Annotated in this window: 18 protein-coding genes; 14 read left to right on the top strand and 4 right to left on the bottom strand. The window is 67.8% G+C overall.

Going from position 1 to position 17,533, the window contains the following annotated elements:
• Positions 1–40: 40 nt before the first annotated feature.
• The 4 genes from DYQ94_RS02955 to DYQ94_RS02970 form a co-directional block, all read right to left on the bottom strand.
• Positions 41–775, bottom strand: coding sequence for a hypothetical protein (locus DYQ94_RS02955; protein ID WP_160954975.1), 735 nt, complete (start codon positions 773–775; stop codon positions 41–43).
• Positions 776–1,082: 307 nt separating this feature from the next.
• Positions 1,083–1,472, bottom strand: coding sequence for a c-type cytochrome (locus tag DYQ94_RS02960; RefSeq protein WP_016902092.1), 390 nt, complete (start codon positions 1,470–1,472; stop codon positions 1,083–1,085).
• Between the two features lie 24 nt (positions 1,473–1,496).
• On the bottom strand, positions 1,497–2,849 hold the full coding sequence (locus tag DYQ94_RS02965) for a hypothetical protein (RefSeq protein ID WP_024940349.1): 1,353 nt from the start codon (positions 2,847–2,849) through the stop codon (positions 1,497–1,499).
• A gap of 71 nt (positions 2,850–2,920) precedes the next feature.
• On the bottom strand, positions 2,921–3,535 hold the full coding sequence (locus DYQ94_RS02970) for a cytochrome b (protein ID WP_160954974.1): 615 nt from the start codon (positions 3,533–3,535) through the stop codon (positions 2,921–2,923).
• A gap of 297 nt (positions 3,536–3,832) precedes the next feature.
• Between DYQ94_RS02970 and DYQ94_RS02975 the strand changes: the two genes are divergently transcribed.
• From DYQ94_RS02975 to DYQ94_RS03040, 14 genes are all read left to right on the top strand, one after another.
• Positions 3,833–4,270: a sugar 3,4-ketoisomerase gene (locus tag DYQ94_RS02975; protein WP_016902088.1), complete on the top strand. Its 438-nt coding sequence runs from the start codon at positions 3,833–3,835 to the stop codon at positions 4,268–4,270.
• Entirely contained in the window at positions 4,267–4,938 is a 672-nt protein-coding gene (locus tag DYQ94_RS02980) for an acetyltransferase (protein ID WP_016902086.1), read from the top strand. Before DYQ94_RS02975 ends, DYQ94_RS02980 begins: the two co-directional genes overlap by 4 nt.
• Before the next feature lie 2 nt (positions 4,939–4,940).
• Complete coding sequence (locus tag DYQ94_RS02985) at positions 4,941–5,894, top strand: glycoside hydrolase family protein (protein WP_126965640.1); 954 nt, start codon at positions 4,941–4,943, stop codon at positions 5,892–5,894.
• A 7-nt stretch (positions 5,895–5,901) separates the two neighbouring features.
• Positions 5,902–6,813 (top strand): GNAT family N-acetyltransferase, encoded by a 912-nt coding sequence (locus DYQ94_RS02990; protein WP_126965664.1) that lies wholly within the window; start codon positions 5,902–5,904, stop codon positions 6,811–6,813.
• A complete protein-coding gene (locus DYQ94_RS02995; protein ID WP_126965641.1) occupies positions 6,813–7,925 on the top strand; it encodes a DegT/DnrJ/EryC1/StrS family aminotransferase in 1,113 nt (370 codons plus the stop codon). The genes DYQ94_RS02990 and DYQ94_RS02995 overlap by 1 nt, the downstream gene beginning before the upstream one ends.
• Entirely contained in the window at positions 7,922–9,175 is a 1,254-nt protein-coding gene (locus tag DYQ94_RS03000) for an O-antigen translocase (RefSeq protein WP_126965642.1), read from the top strand. Before DYQ94_RS02995 ends, DYQ94_RS03000 begins: the two co-directional genes overlap by 4 nt.
• Positions 9,172–10,122, top strand: a complete 951-nt coding sequence (locus DYQ94_RS03005; RefSeq protein WP_126965643.1) for a glycosyltransferase — start codon at positions 9,172–9,174, stop codon at positions 10,120–10,122. Before DYQ94_RS03000 ends, DYQ94_RS03005 begins: the two co-directional genes overlap by 4 nt.
• On the top strand, positions 10,119–11,252 hold the full coding sequence (locus DYQ94_RS03010; protein WP_160954972.1) for a hypothetical protein: 1,134 nt from the start codon (positions 10,119–10,121) through the stop codon (positions 11,250–11,252). The genes DYQ94_RS03005 and DYQ94_RS03010 overlap by 4 nt, the downstream gene beginning before the upstream one ends.
• 43 nt (positions 11,253–11,295) lie before the next feature.
• Positions 11,296–12,147 carry a Wzz/FepE/Etk N-terminal domain-containing protein gene (locus tag DYQ94_RS03015; protein WP_126965645.1) on the top strand — a complete coding sequence of 284 codons (852 nt, stop codon included), beginning with the start codon at positions 11,296–11,298 and terminating at the stop codon, positions 12,145–12,147.
• Between the two features lie 157 nt (positions 12,148–12,304).
• Positions 12,305–13,147, top strand: a complete 843-nt coding sequence (locus DYQ94_RS03020; protein WP_126965646.1) for a class I SAM-dependent methyltransferase — start codon at positions 12,305–12,307, stop codon at positions 13,145–13,147.
• 12 nt (positions 13,148–13,159) lie between these two features.
• Positions 13,160–14,380, top strand: a complete 1,221-nt coding sequence (locus DYQ94_RS03025) for an amidohydrolase family protein (RefSeq protein WP_160954971.1) — start codon at positions 13,160–13,162, stop codon at positions 14,378–14,380.
• The gene (locus tag DYQ94_RS03030) at positions 14,377–15,075 is read left to right on the top strand and encodes a class I SAM-dependent methyltransferase (RefSeq protein WP_160954970.1); all 699 of its coding nucleotides are present in this window, start codon (positions 14,377–14,379) and stop codon (positions 15,073–15,075) included. The genes DYQ94_RS03025 and DYQ94_RS03030 overlap by 4 nt, the downstream gene beginning before the upstream one ends.
• Before the next feature lie 136 nt (positions 15,076–15,211).
• Positions 15,212–16,339, top strand: a complete 1,128-nt coding sequence (locus DYQ94_RS03035; protein WP_160954969.1) for a glycosyltransferase family 4 protein — start codon at positions 15,212–15,214, stop codon at positions 16,337–16,339.
• Positions 16,336–17,448: a glycosyltransferase family 4 protein gene (locus DYQ94_RS03040; protein ID WP_160954968.1), complete on the top strand. Its 1,113-nt coding sequence runs from the start codon at positions 16,336–16,338 to the stop codon at positions 17,446–17,448. The genes DYQ94_RS03035 and DYQ94_RS03040 overlap by 4 nt, the downstream gene beginning before the upstream one ends.
• The last annotated feature ends 85 nt before the right edge of the window (positions 17,449–17,533 follow it).

Raw genomic sequence — 17,533 nt, forward strand, 5'->3', positions numbered from 1 at the left:
CATGTCAGTGCACGCGGGCGGGCAAAAGGTTGCGTGGGGATCAGAAGGTGACCGACGCGGTACTCAGCCAGGGCGTTTCGCCGGGGCCGCCCTGCAGGCGTGGGGTGTTGTCGCTGGTGACGATGCGTTCCAGCTTCAGCGTCCATCGGTCCCGACTCCAGCGCAGGCCGAATTGCCCATACTGATAGCGGCCGGACCGGGCGGCGCCGTAGGCCATCGCCGGGAAACGTGATGAGCCGGCGCCGACCGTCAGGCTGAGGTCGTCGCGCAGCGGGACATTGGCGGTGACGTCGATGGCGATATTCCACGGCGACTGGTCGGCGCGCGGGAAATTGAAGGTCGACACCGAGAAGGTCAGCACGTCGCGATAGGACCAGGCCAGGCTGGCCTCCTGGCGGTCGAAGGTGCGCGTGGCCTGGTTGGTGGGGTAGCCGTAATACAGCGCGCTGGCCTGCATCTGCCAGCGGTCGCCCAGCATCCAGGCGCGTGCGGCCTGGGCGGTCACCGCCACCGGCCTGCTCAGCGAGGGCGATTGCAGCGCGACCGACGCCGACATCGACCAGCCCGGTGCGGGCAGCCAGTAGCCGGCGGTCTGCAGGGTGGCCTTGTTGGGCGCGATCGAGATGCCGCGGTCGATCAACTGCGAGGTCAGCGCCACCGCGCCGCCGACCGTGCCGGCGATGGCGTTGCCCGGGCCCAACACCAGGGCCAGCAGCAGGCAGTGGCGCAACGCGGCGCGTCGGCGTGCGGCTTGGGCATGCCGGCAGTGCGGCATGCCCCGGGGCGTGTGGCAGCGTCGCCGGCCCGCCCAGTGGCCGCTCGCGAGCCACGGCTGCCCGTCGCAGGCGCAGCTGCGTCGCGTCCGGAGCGGGTAGGGCCTGGCAGTCAAGGCATTCGGCAATGGGGTAGGCGTCTACATGGAACAGGGGCGCGATAGTGACCCATCACGCAAGACGAGACCGCTGCGACGGCGGTTGTTCCGTCCGTATACGCGAAGGAACCGGCACAGGCAACGCGCACCTGTGCCGGTATGCGCCGGCGAGCGCGCTTCCGGATGCCAACCGGCAGCGCGCCGGTGTCGATCAGTGCAGGGTGTTGAGGTAGGCGATCAGCGCGTCGAGTTCCTTTTGATCTTCCAGGCCTTCGTACTTCATCTTGGTGCCCGGCAAGGCCTTGGAGGACGACTGCGACAGATAGGTCTTGAGCTGGGCAGGCGTCCACTGCCACTTGCTTGCCTTGAGCGCATCGGAGTAATTGCTGTAGTCGGCCAGGCTGGCGGCCGGGCGCCCGGCCACGCCGAACATCGACGGGCCCTTCTTGTTCTTGCCCTGGGCGGCGCTGTGGCATTCGGCGCATTCGGTCATGAAAACGCCTTTGCCGTCGGCCGCGTGCGCAGGCGGGGCAAGCAGGGCGCCGGCCAGCAGCAGGCCGGCCAGCGGGGCACACAACAGGGTCTGGTGGAATGACTTCATGGGGGTCCTTACGCGTGCGGGGGATCAGAACGAGACATTGACCGACAGCGCGAAGCTGTCGAGATCGCGCGGGTTGGTGATCGGGATGCCGCCACCGAACACATTGCTGGTGCTGCCGTTGAACTTGTCGAAGCGGAACCAGGTTGCCGCGAACCGCACGTTGGCATTGGTGGTGTAGGTGCCTTCCTTGCCGAACGGGGTCCAGTACAGCAGGATCAGATTGGCGGTGGTGTCGGGGATGCCGTAGGGCTGATAGCGCGCCACATCGAACGAGCCGCTGTTGATCAGATGCGCCGCCAGCACGCCGTAGGTCTGCTTGAACGCGTAGTTCATGCTGATGTTCTGGTCGCGCACGCTGCCGCGATCGCGCGGGGACATGCTCGGGTCGGTCGGCAGCAGCGGGCTGCCGTATTTGCGGCGCTCGTAGATGTTGACGTAGGCCAGCGACAGCACGTGCTCGCGGGTACCGAGGAACTGATAGGTCAGGTCGTAGCCCAAGTCGGTGAGGTCATCGCTGGGGCCGCCGCTGCGCAGCCGCTGGCGGCGCGTGGTCATGGCGGTCAGGCCGGCCGAGAAGAACTGCCGCTTCATGTCCTTCATGTAGGCAAGGCGCGCATAGCCGGTGTCGCTGAGCTTGCCCGGGTCGCCGTTGGGGTTCCAGCCCAGGTGGTCCTGCGCGTCGGTGGACAGCGCGCTGTAGCTGCCGACTTCGCCGTACCAGTTGCGGTCGAACAGGCCGTACACGGTGGCGCCGATCACGCGGTTGGAGAGCGAGGACGAACTGAGCATGCTGGCCGAGCCGGCGTTGGACACCGGGCTCAACGTCGATGCATTGGGCAGCACCTGGATCGGGTCGGACACGCCGGGATTGTTGTTGATGCTGACGCCGACCATCGCGTCCTTACCGGCCAGCTGGAACGGCTTGCTGACAAAGCGCAAATCCACATCGTCGAGCTGGGTGTTGAAGGTGTCGTTGCCGCCGTTGTTGGAGCGGATCTTGGAGTAACCGCCGACGTGGTCGTTGACCCGTCCGGCCAGATACAGGTCCGCTTCGTTGATGCGTGCGCTGCTGTCGCCGCGGCTGGGATTGCGCCGGGTCCAGGTGACCTGGCCGGAGGCCGGGATCTTGGTGCCGTTGCCGTCGGTATCGGTGAAGCCGCCGAGCTTGAAGCGCATGCCGTACGGCGTCAGCGACGGACCGTAGGAGCCGACATGGCAGTCCGCGCACGACGAACCGGTCTGGCGTGCGAACGAGGGAATCGCCTGCGCCTGGGTGCTGGCCAGCAGCAGCAACGGGCCGGACACGCACAACAAGGAGGTCAGGGAAGCGGTGCGCGTGGCAGTGGTGCGACGCGGAGCGGGCTGGGGAGTAGGCATGGAAAGTCCTTGTTCGACGGTACGGGGTTCGGCGCGGCGGGAGTGGGAGACGGCGGGCAACACGGCGGAGCTCATCGGCGTTTTCCCGGCAGCACGCGGTGCAGCAGGCCATCGCGCAACACCAGGTGGTGCCAGAGGGCGGCGCCGATATGCGCAATCACCAAGGCCAGCAACACCCAGGCGGCATTCAAGTGCCAGGTGCTCAGGGTGTCGGCCAGGTCTTCATCCGGCGCAACCAGATTGGGCAGCGTCAGTCCGAACAGATAGACCGGTTTGGCGTAGGCATTGCTCAACGACCAGCCGATCAGTGGCAAGGCGACCATCAAGCCGTACAGCGCGAGGTGGGTGGCGCCTGCAGCCAGCCGCATCGGCAACGGCGATGGCGGGCCGGGCGGCAACGCGCGCAGCCGGATGCGCAGGCCCACCCGCAGGACGAACAGCAGCAGCACCATCAAACCGAAGTGGCGATGGCCTTCCATCAGCCACTGCCGCAGGGCGCGTCCTTCCAGCTCGGCGCGCAGCAGGATCAGCGCGGCCGCCATGGCCAGGCAGAACACTGTCAGCCAATGCAATACGCGCATCGGTCTGGGCAGCGGAATGACGCGCGCCGGCAGTGCGGTCTGCTCCGGCAGCGCACTGGCACTGTCGGCTGCAACCGCGTCGGGCGCGTGGGGGGATGAACTCATCGATCGGTGTCCTGCGCTGGTGTCGTTGGATCCGGCAGTGCGCGGTGCGCTGCCAGGCCTGGCTCCCCACGCCGGCCGAACTGCGGCCACGTGAACGTGCACCGATATGTGCGGTGCGGCCGCTGAAAGGTTGCATCGCCGTACGCGGATGACGTGCCTTGGCACGGTGTTGGCGGCAGCGACTGCGCTTGCGCGCACCTGGGTTCGCAGCGCCGTGACGCCGCGCAACCTTTCGCGCATGCCGGCGCACTCAGGCATGTCGCACTACGTGCAGTCAGCGGTTACGCCCTTCCGATCATGGCCATCGAACGCATCCAGTTGCATACCCACGGCGACGATCGCGGGCTGCTCATCTCGTTGGAGCAGCAGCGCAATGTCCCGTTCGAGATACGTCGTGTGTATTACCTGTTCGGCACCCGCAACGGCGTCCATCGTGGACAGCATGCGCACCGGCGGCTCAACCAGCTGGCGGTGGCCTTGCACGGCTCGGTGACGATCCTGCTGGATCAGGGCGACGGCCACGGCCAGCAGGAAGTGGTGCTGGACGATCCATCGCAGGGCCTGCTGCTCGGCCGCATGGTGTGGCGCGACCTGCATCGCTTCAGCCCCGACTGCGTGCTGATGGTGCTGGCCGACCAGTTCTACGATCCCGCCGACTACATTCTCGATTACGACCAGTTCCTCAGCGAAGTGCGCGCTGGCAGCGGTCTGGACGCACGCAGGCTGGAAGCATGAGCGTGCACAAGCCCCTGGTGATCGTGGGCGCAGGCGAATTTGCGCAGATCGCCTGCGAGTATTTTCAGCACGACAGCGACTACACGGTGGTGGCCTTCAGCGTGGAGCGCGATTTCCTGTTGCGGCCCACGCTGGCCGAGTTGCCGGTGGTGGCCTACGAAGAGCTCGAGCAGCGCTATCCGCCCGAACAGTACGAGGTCTTCGTCGCCATCCCGGCCACCCAGCTCAATCGCCTGCGGACGCGCTTTTTCCAGGACATGCTGCGGCGTGGCTATCGCTGCGCCAGCTATGTCAGCTCGCGTGCGTTCGTCTGGCGCAATGCGCAGATCGGCGCCAACTGTTTCCTGTTCGAAGGCAACGTGATCCAGCCGTTCACCCGGATCGGCGACAACTGCATCCTGTGGAGCGGCAACCATATCGGCCACCGCACGGTGGTGCAGGACAATGTCTTCATCGCCTCGCACGCGGTGATTTCCGGCTATTGCGAGATCGGGCGCGGCAGCTTCATCGGTGTCAACGCCACGCTCAGCGACAAGGTGCGCATCGCCGCCGACAACATCATCGGCGCCGGTGCGCTGGTCACCCGGCACACCGATGCCGAGCGTGTCTACGTCGGCTCGCCGGCGCGCGCGGTGGCCGGTAGATCCAGCTTCGACGTGGAGCTGTGAGCATGTTTGCCTGGACCAAGCGCGGCCTGGTGTTCGACGTCGCACGCGATGGCGTGGGTGGCTGGATGCAGCACGCCGCGCTGACGCCGACGCCCTACCGGTTGTCGGCGCAGGTGCTGCGTGTCTATGCGGGCTTTCGCGATGCGCAGGGCGTGAGCCGGATCGGTTATGTGGACGTACGCGCCGACGCACCGACGCAGATCGTCGGTGTCAGCCGGCAGCCGGTGCTGGACATCGGCCGCGCTGGCTGTTTCGACGACAACGGCATGATTCTCGGCGATGTGGTGGCCGGGCCGGATGGGCTGTACATGTTCTATGTCGGCTTCCAGCGTGTGGCCAAGGCCAAGTTCCTGGCCTTCACCGGGCTTGCGCTGTCCCGCGACGGCGGCGAGCGTTTCCAGCGCTTGCAGGACACACCGCTGCTGGATCGCGCGCCCGGGCGCAGCACGATTGCCGCGGTGCATTCGGCACGTTTCGAGGAGGGGCGGTGGCGGCTGTGGTACGCGGTGGGCGACGATTGGGAAACCATCGGCGGCCAGCCGTATCCGCGCTACCACATCCGCTATGCGGAGACCGACGATCTGCGCTGCATCCCTGCCGACGATGTGGTGTGCCTGCGTCCGCAGGGCGACGAATACCGCATCGGCCGTCCGCGCGTGTATCGCCTGGGTGATCGCTATCTGATGTATTTCACCCGCGGCGATACGCACGGCGGTTATTTCCCGGGTTTCGCGGCCAGTCGCGACGGTGTGCAGTGGCAGCGCGATGACAGTCAGCTGGGGCTGCAGCTGTCCGAGCAGGGCTGGGATGCGCAAACACTCTGTTACCCGGCCTTGATCCAGCAGCATGATCGGCTGTTGATGTTCTACAACGGCAATGCGATGGGCCAGGCCGGCTTCGGCCTGGCCGATGCAGCGTTGCCGCCGGACCTGCAGGGGCGCCATGTTTTCGGTTAGGCCGTATCTGCCCGGCGATGCGCCTGCCTGGGATGCCTTGGTGGCGTCCTCGCGCAATGGCAATGTGTTGCATCGGCGCGGCTACATGGACTATCACGCCGACCGCTTCGTGGACGCATCGTTGCTGATCGAGCGCGGTGGCGAGGTGGTGGCGGTGTTGCCGGCAAACGTGGAGGGCGACTGTGTCAGCAGCCACGCCGGCCTGACCTATGCGGGCCTGCTGTCGTCCACGGCCTTGCGCGCGGGTGCGACCTTGCAGGTGTTCGAACAGATCGCCGCGCACTATCGCGCGCGCGGGGTGCGCGAGCTTGTGTACAAGCCGGTGCCGCATATCTTTCACGCATATCCGGCCGAAGAAGACCTGTATGCCCTGCATCGCGTGGGCGCGCAGCTGTACCGGCGCGATCTGTCCTCGGCGATCGCGTTGCGCGAGCCGTTTGCGTTCAGCGCCGAACGTCGACGCTCGCTGGGCAAGGCACGCAAGGCCGGTATGCAGATCCAGGTCGGCACCCAACTCGATGAATTTCATGCCCTGCTGACCGAGGTGTTGCAGCGCCACCACGTGGCGCCGACCCATCGGCTGGACGAGCTGCAATTGCTGCAACGCCGGTTTCCGCAGCAGATCGTGCTGCATGAGGCGCGAGCCGAAGGGGAGCTGTTGGCGGCAGCGCTGGTGCTGGATTTCGGTCGCAGTGTGCATACCCAGTATCTGGCGGTGTCCGCGCGCGGTCGCCAGCTGGATGCGCTGAGCCTGCTGCTGGCCGAGCTGATCACCCAGGTGTATGCGCAGCGCCATTACTTCAGCTTCGGTATCTCGACCGAGCAGGCCGGCCAGGTGCTCAACGACGGTCTGGTCGAACAAAAGGAACGTTTCGGCGCACGCGCCGTGGTACAGGATTTTTATCGGTGGATGCTGTAATGGATGTGCCGTTCTTGGATTTGCGCGCGGTCAATGCGCGGTATGCGGATGAGCTGAAGGTCGCTGCGGCGCGGGTGATCGATGCCGGCTGGTATGTGCTTGGGCAGGAGTTGGCCGCCTTCGAGGAAGAATTCGCCAGCTACTGCGGCGCTGCGCAGGCGGTGGGTGTGGGCAACGGGCTGGATGCGTTGTCGCTGATCCTGCGCGGCTATCGCGAGCTGGGCGTGTTGCGCGAGGGCGACGAAATCATCGTGCCTGCCAATACCTTCATCGCCACCTTTCTTGCGATCAGTCAGAACCACCTGGTGCTGGTACCGGTGGAGCCGGACCCTGCGACCTTCAACATCGACCCGGCCAGTGTGGAGAAGGCGATCGGCCCGCGCACGCGCGCCATCATGGCGGTGCATCTGTATGGGCAGTTGGTGGATGTGGCGGCGCTACAGACGCTGGCGCATCGCTACGGGCTGCTGCTGATCGAAGATGCCGCGCAGGCGCATGGTGCCAGTGCGCACGGGCGACGTGCCGGCGCCTTCGGCGATGCGGCGGCGTTCAGTTTTTTCCCGACCAAGAACCTGGGCGCACTCGGCGACGGCGGCGCAGTGGTGACCTCGGATACGCGCCTGGCCGAGCGCATCCGCGCGCTGCGCAACTACGGTTCGCAGGTGAAGTATCACCACCTCTGCCAGGGCGTGAACTCGCGGCTGGACGAGATGCAGGCGGCGTTCCTGCGGGTTAAGCTGGGCTATCTGGACGATGAGATCGCCCGCCGCCGCGCGGTGGCGCAGCGCTACCTGCACGGCATCGACAACCCCCTGATCACCTTGCCGACGGTGGTGGCCGAAGCCCAGCACGTCTGGCATCTGTTCGTGGTGCGCAGCGCCCAGCGCGATGCCTTGCAGGCGCATCTGCTGCGCTCGGGCATCCATACCCAGATCCATTACCCGGTGCCGCCGCATCGGCAGCCGGCCTACACCACCTTGGGCGATGCCTGCCTGCCGGTGAGCGAGCGGCTGCACCGCGAGGTGCTGAGCCTGCCGATGGGGCCTGCGCTGGACGATGCGTCGGTTGCGCGCGTGATTGCCGCATGCCAGTCGTTTGGCGCCCCCGCATGAATGTCGTGCGCAGCAGCGCCTACACCGGCGTTGCGACGCTGGCCAAGCTGCTGGCCGCGCTGGTGGTGGTGAAGCTGGTGGCGGTCTACGCCGGCCCGCAAGGGGTCGGCCGGCTGGGCCAGTTCCTCAATCTGATGTCGGTGCTGGCGGCGCTGGCGGGTGGCGGCATCAGTGCCGGCATCGTCAAGTACGTGGCCGAGTACCGCGACGATACGGCTGCGCTGGCACGTCTGCTCAGCGCGGCGCTGTGGTACGCGTTCTGCGCGGCCTGCGTGATGGCGGTGCTGGCGTTGCTGTTCAGTGGCGCCATCGCCGAGCGCCTGCTTGGCGATGTGGCGTACCGGCCGCTGATCTGCGTGGCGGCGGTGGCGCAGCTGGGCATCGCACTGGTCAACTACGTCCTGGCGGTGATCAACGGCTTCATGGATGTGCGCCGCCTGGCATTCGTGCAGGTCAGCGGTGCGGTGCTGAGCACGGCACTGGTGGCATGGCTGTCCAGCCGGGCACAGCTGCAGGGCGCCTTGCTGGCGCTGGTGCTGGGGCAGGTGCTGTGGTTGCTGGCCGGCGTGCCGGCGCTGCGGCGCAGCGGTTATTTTCGACGCGAGATGTTGCGCATGCGTTTCGATGCGCAGATGACGCGCAGGCTGGCGGCGTTTTCGGTGATGACGCTGACCTCCACGCTGGTGCCGCAGCTGGTGGCCATGCTGGTGCGCGACCATCTGGCGCTGCAGTTCGGCTGGCAGCAGGTGGGGTACTGGCAGGCGGTGAGCCGGGTGTCGGATGCGTATCTGCTGTTCTTCACGACCGCGATCAACGTGTATTACCTGCCCAAGTTGGCATCGCTGCAGGAGCGTGTAGCGCTCGGGCGCGAGCTGCGCGCCGCGTATCGCCATGTGCTGCCGGCGGTGATCGTGATGGCGCTGGGCGTCTACCTGTGTCGCGATTGGCTGACCTGGCTGCTGTTCGACGCCCGGTTTGCCCAGGCCACCCCGCTGTATGCCCCGCAGCTGCTGGGCGATGTGATCAAGATCGCCGCCTTCGTGCTGTCGTACGTGATGCTGGCCAAGGCGATGACGCGGCTGTTCGTGATCTCCGAATGCGTGTTTGCCGCCAGCTACCTGGCGCTGGTGTATCTGTTCACCGCGCAATGGGGGCTGATCGGCGCGATGTATGCCTTCCTCGCCAACTACGTGCTGTATCTGCTGTTCAACATCGTGGTGGTGCGGCGCTATCTGGTGCAGCCGGCATGAGCGATTCCACCCAACCCGCCGGGCGCGCGCGCTGGCCGCTGGTCTCGGTGCTGATCCCGGCCTTCAACCACGAACGCTTCGTGCAACGCTGTCTGGACAGCGTGCTGGAGGACCCGTACCCGTGCAAGGAGCTGGTCATCATCGATGATGGCTCCAGCGATGCGACCGGAGAGAAGATTGCGCAGTGGATCGCCAGCCATGGCCACCGGCTGCCGGTGCAGTTCGTACAGCGCGCCAATCGCGGGGTGGCGGCCACACTCAACGAGCTGGCGCTGCGTGCGCGCGGCGAGTACCTGCGGCTGGGCGCGAGCGATGATTATCTGCTGGCCGGCGGGCTGGATGCACAGGTGCGCTACCTGCGCGCGCATCCGCAGAAACTGGCGGTGATCGGCGATGCCTGTGTGGTCGACCAGCATGGGCAGCTGCTGCACGGCAGCGCCATGCGCGACCTGCATCGGGTGGATGTGGACCTGTACCGCTCCGCATCCGGCATCCGCCGCGCGGTGATCCAGCAGTGGGCGGTTGGCGGCGCGGTGGCGCTGCTGCGCCGCAGTGCCTTCGATGCGCGCGCCGGCTGGGACGAGTCGCTGCGGATCGAAGACTGGGATTTCTTCCTGCGTCTGGCCGCGCGTGATGCGCTGGGCTTTGTCGACGTGCCGGTGTGCGCGTACCGGTTGCATGGCCACAACCTCAGCAAGACCGTGGACGTGCGCGCGCGCATCGCCAACCTGAGCGAGTCGCGTCAGGTGGCACGGCGCTGTGCGGAATTGTTCGATGCGCCCGAGCGCAGCTTGCTGCACGCGCAGTCGCACTACATCGCCGCAAAGGTGGCGTTCCTGCAGCGCCGGCCGCACCGGGTGATCGGGCATCTGCTCGCCTATGCCTGGGTGTCGCTGCCGGCCAGGTGGCGGCCCAGGCAGGCGCGCAGCACGGTGAAACCGGCATGAGCACGCTGCTACGCCGGCCGGTGACCTATCTGGCACTGCCGATGCTGCTCAGCTGCGCGCTGACCTTGCTGACCTATGCGCTGCCCGGCGACTACGCGGACGGCATCGCGCTGCTGGCCGCCGCCGCCGCCGCGACCTGTGTACTGGACGCCGTGCTGCGCGTGCAGTTGCCTGCGGTGGAGCGCTTTCGCGCCTACCGTTACGCCGGCACCCGTGATGCCTTCCTGGTGATGACGCTGGCGGCAGTGGTGACGCTGTTCTGCATCGTGGATGTGGCGCTGTTTCCGATTCCGCTATTCAGCGATCCGTCCTCGTATGCCACCTTGAGCCCGCTGCGCGCGCATGTGCGGCACATCTCCAACATGTGCTGGATCCTGCCGCCGATCGCGTTGCTGTGCGTGCGCCATCGCGGGCTGCGTGCGGCGATGCTGACGCTGGGATTCGTGTTTCCGATCGTGGTGATCGACCGCAACCGCATCTTTGCGGGGCTGTTTTCGTTCGTGCTGGTGATGCTGTTGCGCCGCGATCCGGCACGTCGCCTGCCGTGGAAGACCATCGGCCTGCTGGTGCTGGCCGGTGGCGGGGTGTTTTCCATCCTCGGCGCACTGCGTTCCGGCTCGCTGGCCACCGTGGCCCTGCCGTTCAGTGCCTTGTATCGCGCCATGCCGCAGGGCGTGCAGTGGTTGCTGCTGTACATCAGCGCCGGGCCGTACAACTTCGGCGCAATCCTGGCCAAGGGCTATGTCAACGCCAGTTTCCTGGTCAATCAGCTGGTGCCGTTCAGTGGCTCGATCGCCACTGCCGGCACCAGCATTCCGCTGGACGCGCCCAACATCAATGTAGGGACCGAATTCTTCCCGTTCCTGATGGCCTGGGGGGCGCCGGGTGCGTTGCTGGCGCTGCTGGCGTTGTATGCAGGGCTGGTGTGGAGCGTGCGCCTGCTCAACAGCTCGCTGTCGATCTTCCATGTGCTGATCTTCCTGCGCATCGCCTATGCCTGCCTGATGTCGCCATTTGCGCCGCAGGCCTTCACCTGGACCAATTTCGGCTTCGTCGCGCTGTGCCTGGTGTTGCATGCCTGCACGGTGCTGTTGCCTGTCCGCAATGCCGTACCCACCGCTGCTGCGTAATGCGCGGCCGCTTCGCTTCACCCTGTTCCAGAGCCGGTGCACCATGACTCAACACGACGATATCTATCTGATCGACCTGTGGCGCATCGCGCGCCGCGAATGGCGCTGGGCGCTGGCCGCACTGCTGGTGGTGCTAGCACTGACCTTGGCCTTCACCCGCCTGGCCCGGCCGCAGTGGGAGGCCACCGCCTGGATCCAGGTCGGCGAGATCGGCCCCACGCCGGCCGGGCGCGACCCCAAGGTCGAACCGTTCCAGCGCGTGATCGACCGCATGAAGACGCGGCTGTTCCAGGATGCGGTGCTGCGCCAGGCCGGCGTGCCGCTGAAAAGCCGCGCTGCGCAGCTGTACCGCGGCAGCCTCAAGCCGGACCCGGACCCGTATGCCAATCTGATCGGGGTGACCATCCGGGCCGAATCGTCGGCGCAGGCGCGCAAGCTGGCGATGGCGACGGTGACCGCCTTGCAGGGCCTGCACGGTGACACCAATGCCGTGGCGCTCGCACTGGCGCGTACACGCCTGCAAGGCCTCACCGACGATCTACGCGCGGCAATCCGCAACCGCGATCGGTTGCAGCAGCAGGTGCAGGCCGGGCAGGGCGCCGCCGCGGCCACGCCGGCCCAGGTTCTGGCAGGCGTGCTGTTGACCGACAGCAACACCACCGTGCGCGCATTGAAGAGCGAACGCGACGATCTGATTGCCCGCCTGACCACGCGCTACACCTATCAGACCTCGTTGGCGTGGCCATTGTACGTGCCCGAGCAGCAGGCGTTTCCCAACGCCGTCACCACCTGGGCCGCCGGTCTGCTCGGCGGGGCGGGGCTGGCGGTGCTGGCGGCGGTGTTGCGCAATGCATGGCGGCGCCGCGCGGTGGCCACCCCGCGCGCTGCCGGCTGATCTGCGCAGCGTCGTGCGGCACGCTGCGCAAGGCTGCCCACGCTGCAACCAAACCGCCGGCACGTGGCACTCACCGGTCAATCAAGCGATGCCGCGTTGGCGGTGTCGCGCCTGGAGAGTGTCGTGAGAACAGCTGGATCGGTGTGGGAGGCTGCGCATGTCGGTGGTCAATGAGCATGCGGCGCGCGGTGGCACGGTGGCCCCGGAGCGCTTGCTGGAGACGCAACGCGCGTTCGACAGCGTTGCGCCCGACTACGACGGCCCACGCGGCAACAACGCGCTGATCCAGCGCATGCGCACCACCTTGTGGGACACCGTCGCGGCCGAACTGCCGGTGGGCTCGCACCTGGTGGACCTGGGCTGCGGTACCGGCCTGGATGCCGGCGAATTCGCACGTCGCGGTTACCACGTGCTGGCCACCGACTGGTCGCCGGCGATGGTCGAGCGCACCCGCCACCGCGCGGCCACGCACGGCCTGCAAGAGCGCCTGAGCGCGGCCCATGTCGGCATCCAGCAGCTCGACCAGCTGCAGGGCAGCTTCGACGGCATGTATTCCAACTTCGGCCCGCTCAACTGCGCGCCGGATCTGCCGGCGGTGGCGGCCGAATGCGCGCGTCTGCTGCGCGCCGATGGCTGCCTGGTGTTCTCGGTGATCGGGCGCATCTGCCCCTGGGAAATCGGCCATTACGGCGTGCGCGGGCGGTTCAAACGCGCCGCGGTGCGCGCCGCGCGCGGGGTCACCGCGGTGGGCATGAACGGCCACACCATCTGGACCTGGTACCACCTGCCGCGCGAGTTCTACCGTGCCTTCGCCAAGCACTTCGTCCTGGACCGCTATCGCGCGTTGAGCCTGTTCCTGCCGCCGCCGTACCTGGTGGATTTTTGCGAACGGCATCCGCGCCTGTCCGCGCGCCTGGGGCAGTGCGACGACCGGCTGGGCGGCCTGCCGTTGCTGCGCGACATGGGCGACCACTTCCTGATCGTGATGCGCAAGCGCTGAGTGGAGACGCCGATGTCCATGGCCGATGTCTGTCTGCAGGGCGCGCGCTCGATCACCCTGGCCGGCCCTTCGCGCGCGCCGCTGACCATCCGCGCGGGGCGCTTCGGCGGCACGCTCGGCACGCGCAGCCTGCGCCTGGACCTGCAGGGGCATGTGCTGGCGCCCGGCCTGATCAATGCGCACGATCATCTGCAGGTCAACTGCGTGCCGCCGCTGCCGCAGGGCGCGGCGTTTCCCAACAGCTATGCGTGGATCGAGGCATTCCAGGCACATTTCCAGCATCCCGAGGTGGCCGCGGCCCTGCGCGTGCCCAAGGCGGTGCGTCTGCGTCACGGTGGACTGAAGAATCTGCTGGCCGGCGTCACCTGCGTGGCGCAGCACGACCCGTGGCACGCCACCCTGGACGAGGCCGGCTTTCCGGTTGGCCTGCTGCGCGAGTTCGGCTGGAGCTATGCACTGGGATGGACCGGCTATGGCCCACCGGTGCAGGGCAGCTTTGTCGCCACCTCGCCCGAGCATCCCTGGATGATCCACCTGGCCGAAGGCACCGACGCGGCGGCGGCCGCCGAGCTGGAGGAACTGGATCGGCTTGGTTGCCTGGCCTCCAACAGCGTGCTGATCCACGGTGTGGGCATGGGCGAGTGCGATATCGAGCGGGTGATCGCACGCGGCGCGGCGGTGGTGTGGTGCCCGTCGAGCAATCTTGCGCTGCTGGGTCGCACGCTCGACCCCTGGCGCCTGTGCATGGCGGGCCGGCTCGCGTTGGGCAACGATTCGCGCGTCAGCGGTTCGCGCGATCTGCTGGAAGAACTGCGCATTGCCGCCAGCAGCGGCTTGGCTGCGGATCTGCTGCTCGGCCTGGTCACCCATCAATCGGCGCGCATCCTGCGCATGGCCACGCGTGGACGCCTGGCGCCAGGGGCGGCGGCGGATCTGGTGATCGTGCGCGACCGCGGTGGCGACCCGGCCGACAGCGTGGTGGGCTGCGCACGCAGCGACCTGCGCGCGGTGATACGCGATGGCGTCCCGCGCATCGCCGACCCGGATTTTGCCGACTGGTTCGACGCTGCAGGTGTCCAGACCGTGCCGGTACTGCTGGATGGCCGCCCCAAACTGCTCGATGCCACGCTGGCCGATCCGGCGGTGCTGGCACTGGAACCGGGCCTGCAGCGCGTGGCGCAGGCTGCGCACCGGCCCGGTGTGGCCATGGCCGCCAGCGGTGCGCTGTCGTGAGCGCAGTGCCGACGCTGGAGCCGGCAGCGGCGTATGCGCTGTGGGCGCAGGCGTATCCGCCGCATGCGCACAATCCGGTGATGCTGGCCGAGGAGCGCGCCATGCTCGCGCTGATGCCGAGCGTGTTGCAGGGCCAGCACGTGCTGGACGCCGGCTGCGGCAGTGGCCGCTACATGCTGCATGCCTTGCGGCGCGGCGCGCTGCAGGTCACCGGCGTGGATCTGTCGCCGCAGATGCTGCAGCGTGCGCACGCCGAGCTGTCGCAGCACTGGCCAGCGGCGCGCATGCGCCTGCAACAGGGCAGCCTGGAGCAGCTGCCGCTGGACGATGCGGTGGCCGATCTCAGCGTCTGCGGCCTGGTGGTCGGCCATCTGCAGCGGCTATGGCCGGCGCTGGAAGAACTGCATCGGGTTACCCGCGTCGGCGGCATCGTACTGTGCAGCGACGTGCATCCGATCGGCCATGCGCTGGGCTGGCGGCGCGACTTCAAGGCCGATGGCCGGCAGTACGCGGTGCGGCACACGCAACATCTCTACAGCCATTGGCATGCGGCCTGTGCGGCGCTGGGGATGGAGATCGATGCGGTGGCCGAGCCGATGCTGGACCCGGCCGACATCGCGCCCGGTGCACGGTTCGATCAGGCCGCGCTGCAGGTGCCGGTCGCGCTGGTGCTGCGGCTGCGGCGCATCGCATGAGCGCCGTGGCGGCCATGCTGGCATGTGCCTGCAGCACCTCGGCCGCGGGCAAGTCTTGCCGCTCGCGCGCCGCGCAGTGCGCGGCACGTGGCTGGATCGCGCTTGCAGGCCGTGCAATCCGGGCGTGGTCGCTGTCATGAGCTTGCGGGTGGCGCAACTCAACCTGGTGCCGACGCCGGCCGGCCTGACGGCAGAACAGGTGTTCGCGCAATGGCCATCGCTGGCCGATATCGCCGAGGCCGTCGCCAGCGCCGGGGTGCGCGTGGCGGTGGTCCAGGCCTCCGCACTGAACCTGCGGCTCACCCGCCAGGGCGTGGACTACCGCTTCGTCGAGCTGGGTGCGCGCGGCAGTGCGCAGCGCGCAGCGCTGCTGGCGGCGATGCTGCGCGAGATCGGCGCCGATGTGGTCCATGTCCACGGTCTGGAATTTGCCGGCGATGCACGCCGTCTTGCCCGCCTGCTGCCGCATACGCCGATCCTGCTGCAGGATCACGCCAACCGCCCGCCGCGCTGGTGGGCCCGGAGTGTGTGGCGGCGTCGCTACGCTGCCGCCGCCGGGATCGCGTTCACCTCGCTAGACATGGCGCAGCCGTTCGCACAGGCGCGCCTGTTCAAGGCCAGGACGCAGCTGTTTGCGATTCCCGAATCGAGCAGCCGCTTCTCGCCGGGCGATCGCCTGCAGGCACGCGAGCACACCCGCCTGCATGGCGACCCCTGCGTGTTGTGGGTCGGGCATCTGAGCGCGGCCAAGGATCCGCTGTGCGTGCTCGATGCCGTCGCCCTGGCCGCACGCGTGTTGCCGGGCCTGCGGCTGTGGTGCGTGTTCGACCAGGCGCCGTTGCTGGAGCAGGTACAGCAGCGCCTGCGCGCCGATCCGTCGCTGGCGCGCTGCGTGCAGTTGCTGGGCAAGGTGCCGCATGCGCGCGTGGAAACCCTGTTGCGTGCCTGCGACCTGTTCGTCTCCGCCAGCCATGCGGAGAGCTGCGGTTACGCGGCTGTGGAAGCCTATGCCTGCGGCACCTTGCCGCTCTTGACCGATATCCCGGCCTTCCGTGCGCTCAGCGATGGCGGCGCAGTCGGCGCGTTGTGGCCGGTGGGCGATGCCTCGGCCCTGGCGGAACTGCTGTTGCGGCTCTTCCGGCAACGCCCCGACCGCGCACAGGTGCGCGCGCATTTCGATGCACGGCTGTCGTTTGCCGCGGTGGGGCAACGCTGGAAGCATGCGTACACCCGGTTGCTGGCCGCGTCAGGGCGGGGCGCATGAAACTGGCCCTGGTGGTCCCGGGTGGCGTGGACCGCAGCGGCGAGGTCCGCGTGATCCCGGTGTTCCTGACCCTGATCGAATGGCTGGCGCGCCATCACCAGGTGCATGTGTTCGTGCTGCACCAGGAGCCGCTGCCCGGGACCTGGGCATTGCGCGGCGCCACCGTGCACAACATCGGCGCCAGGCGCACCCGCACGCGCGCGATCGCCGCCATTGCCAGCGAGCACCGGCGTGCTCCCTTCGATGTGATCCAGGCGATCTTTTCCGGCTATTGCAGCCTGATCGCGGTCGCCGCGGCAAGGCTGTTGCGCCGTCCAAGCGTGGTGCATATCGCCGGTGGCGAACTGGTCGCATTGCATGGCATCGGCTACGGCGGCCGGCAGCGCTGGCGCGGGCGTTTGCGCGAAGCGGTGATCCTGCGCCTGGCCGATCGCGTCACCGCGGCCAGCGCGCCCATCCTGGAGTCGCTGACGGCGCTCGGCATCCGCGCGCAGCGGGTGCCGCTGGGCGTGGACCTGCGGGCCTGGCCGCCGGCGGCGCCACGTGCACGCAGCGGCGGCATCGCCCGCTTGCTGCATGTGGCCAGCCTCAATCCGGTCAAGGACCAGACCACCTTGCTGCAGGCGATGGCGGCGCTCAAACGCGCCGGTGTCGCCTTTACCCTGGACATGGTCGGCGTCGATACGCTGGATGGTGCCATGCAGCGCCTGGTGCACCAGCTGGACCTGGGCGGGCAGGTGCGTTTTCTTGGTTTCAAGACCCAGCGCGAGTTGCGCCCGATCATGCAGACGGCCGACCTGCTGGTGCTGTCGTCCTTGCACGAAGCCGGCCCGCTGGTGCTGCTGGAAGCGGCGGTCGCCGGCGTGCCCACCGTCGGTACTGCAGTCGGGCATCTGGTCGAGTGGGCACCGGTGTGTGCGCTCGCTGTGCCGCCGGGCGACTGGGCCGGGCTGGCAGAAGCCGTCCGCCAGGTCCTGGCCGACGACGAGCTGCGCCTGCGCCTGGCCTGGGCAGCGCAATGCCGTGCGGTACGCGAGGACGCGGCGTTGACCACGCGGTTGTTCGAGCAGCTGTATCGGCAACTGTGCGAGGCGCGTCCGCTGCGCTGACTGCGCTCGCAGGGGACGCAGCCTGCATCGGCCGCCATGCAATACGCGCGGTGCAGCAACGAGGCTGCCAGGCCGAACCTGGTGA

Origin of the sequence: Xanthomonas sp. LMG 8993 (assembly GCF_009835065.2) — a bacterium.
GTDB lineage: Bacteria > Pseudomonadota > Gammaproteobacteria > Xanthomonadales > Xanthomonadaceae > Xanthomonas > Xanthomonas arboricola.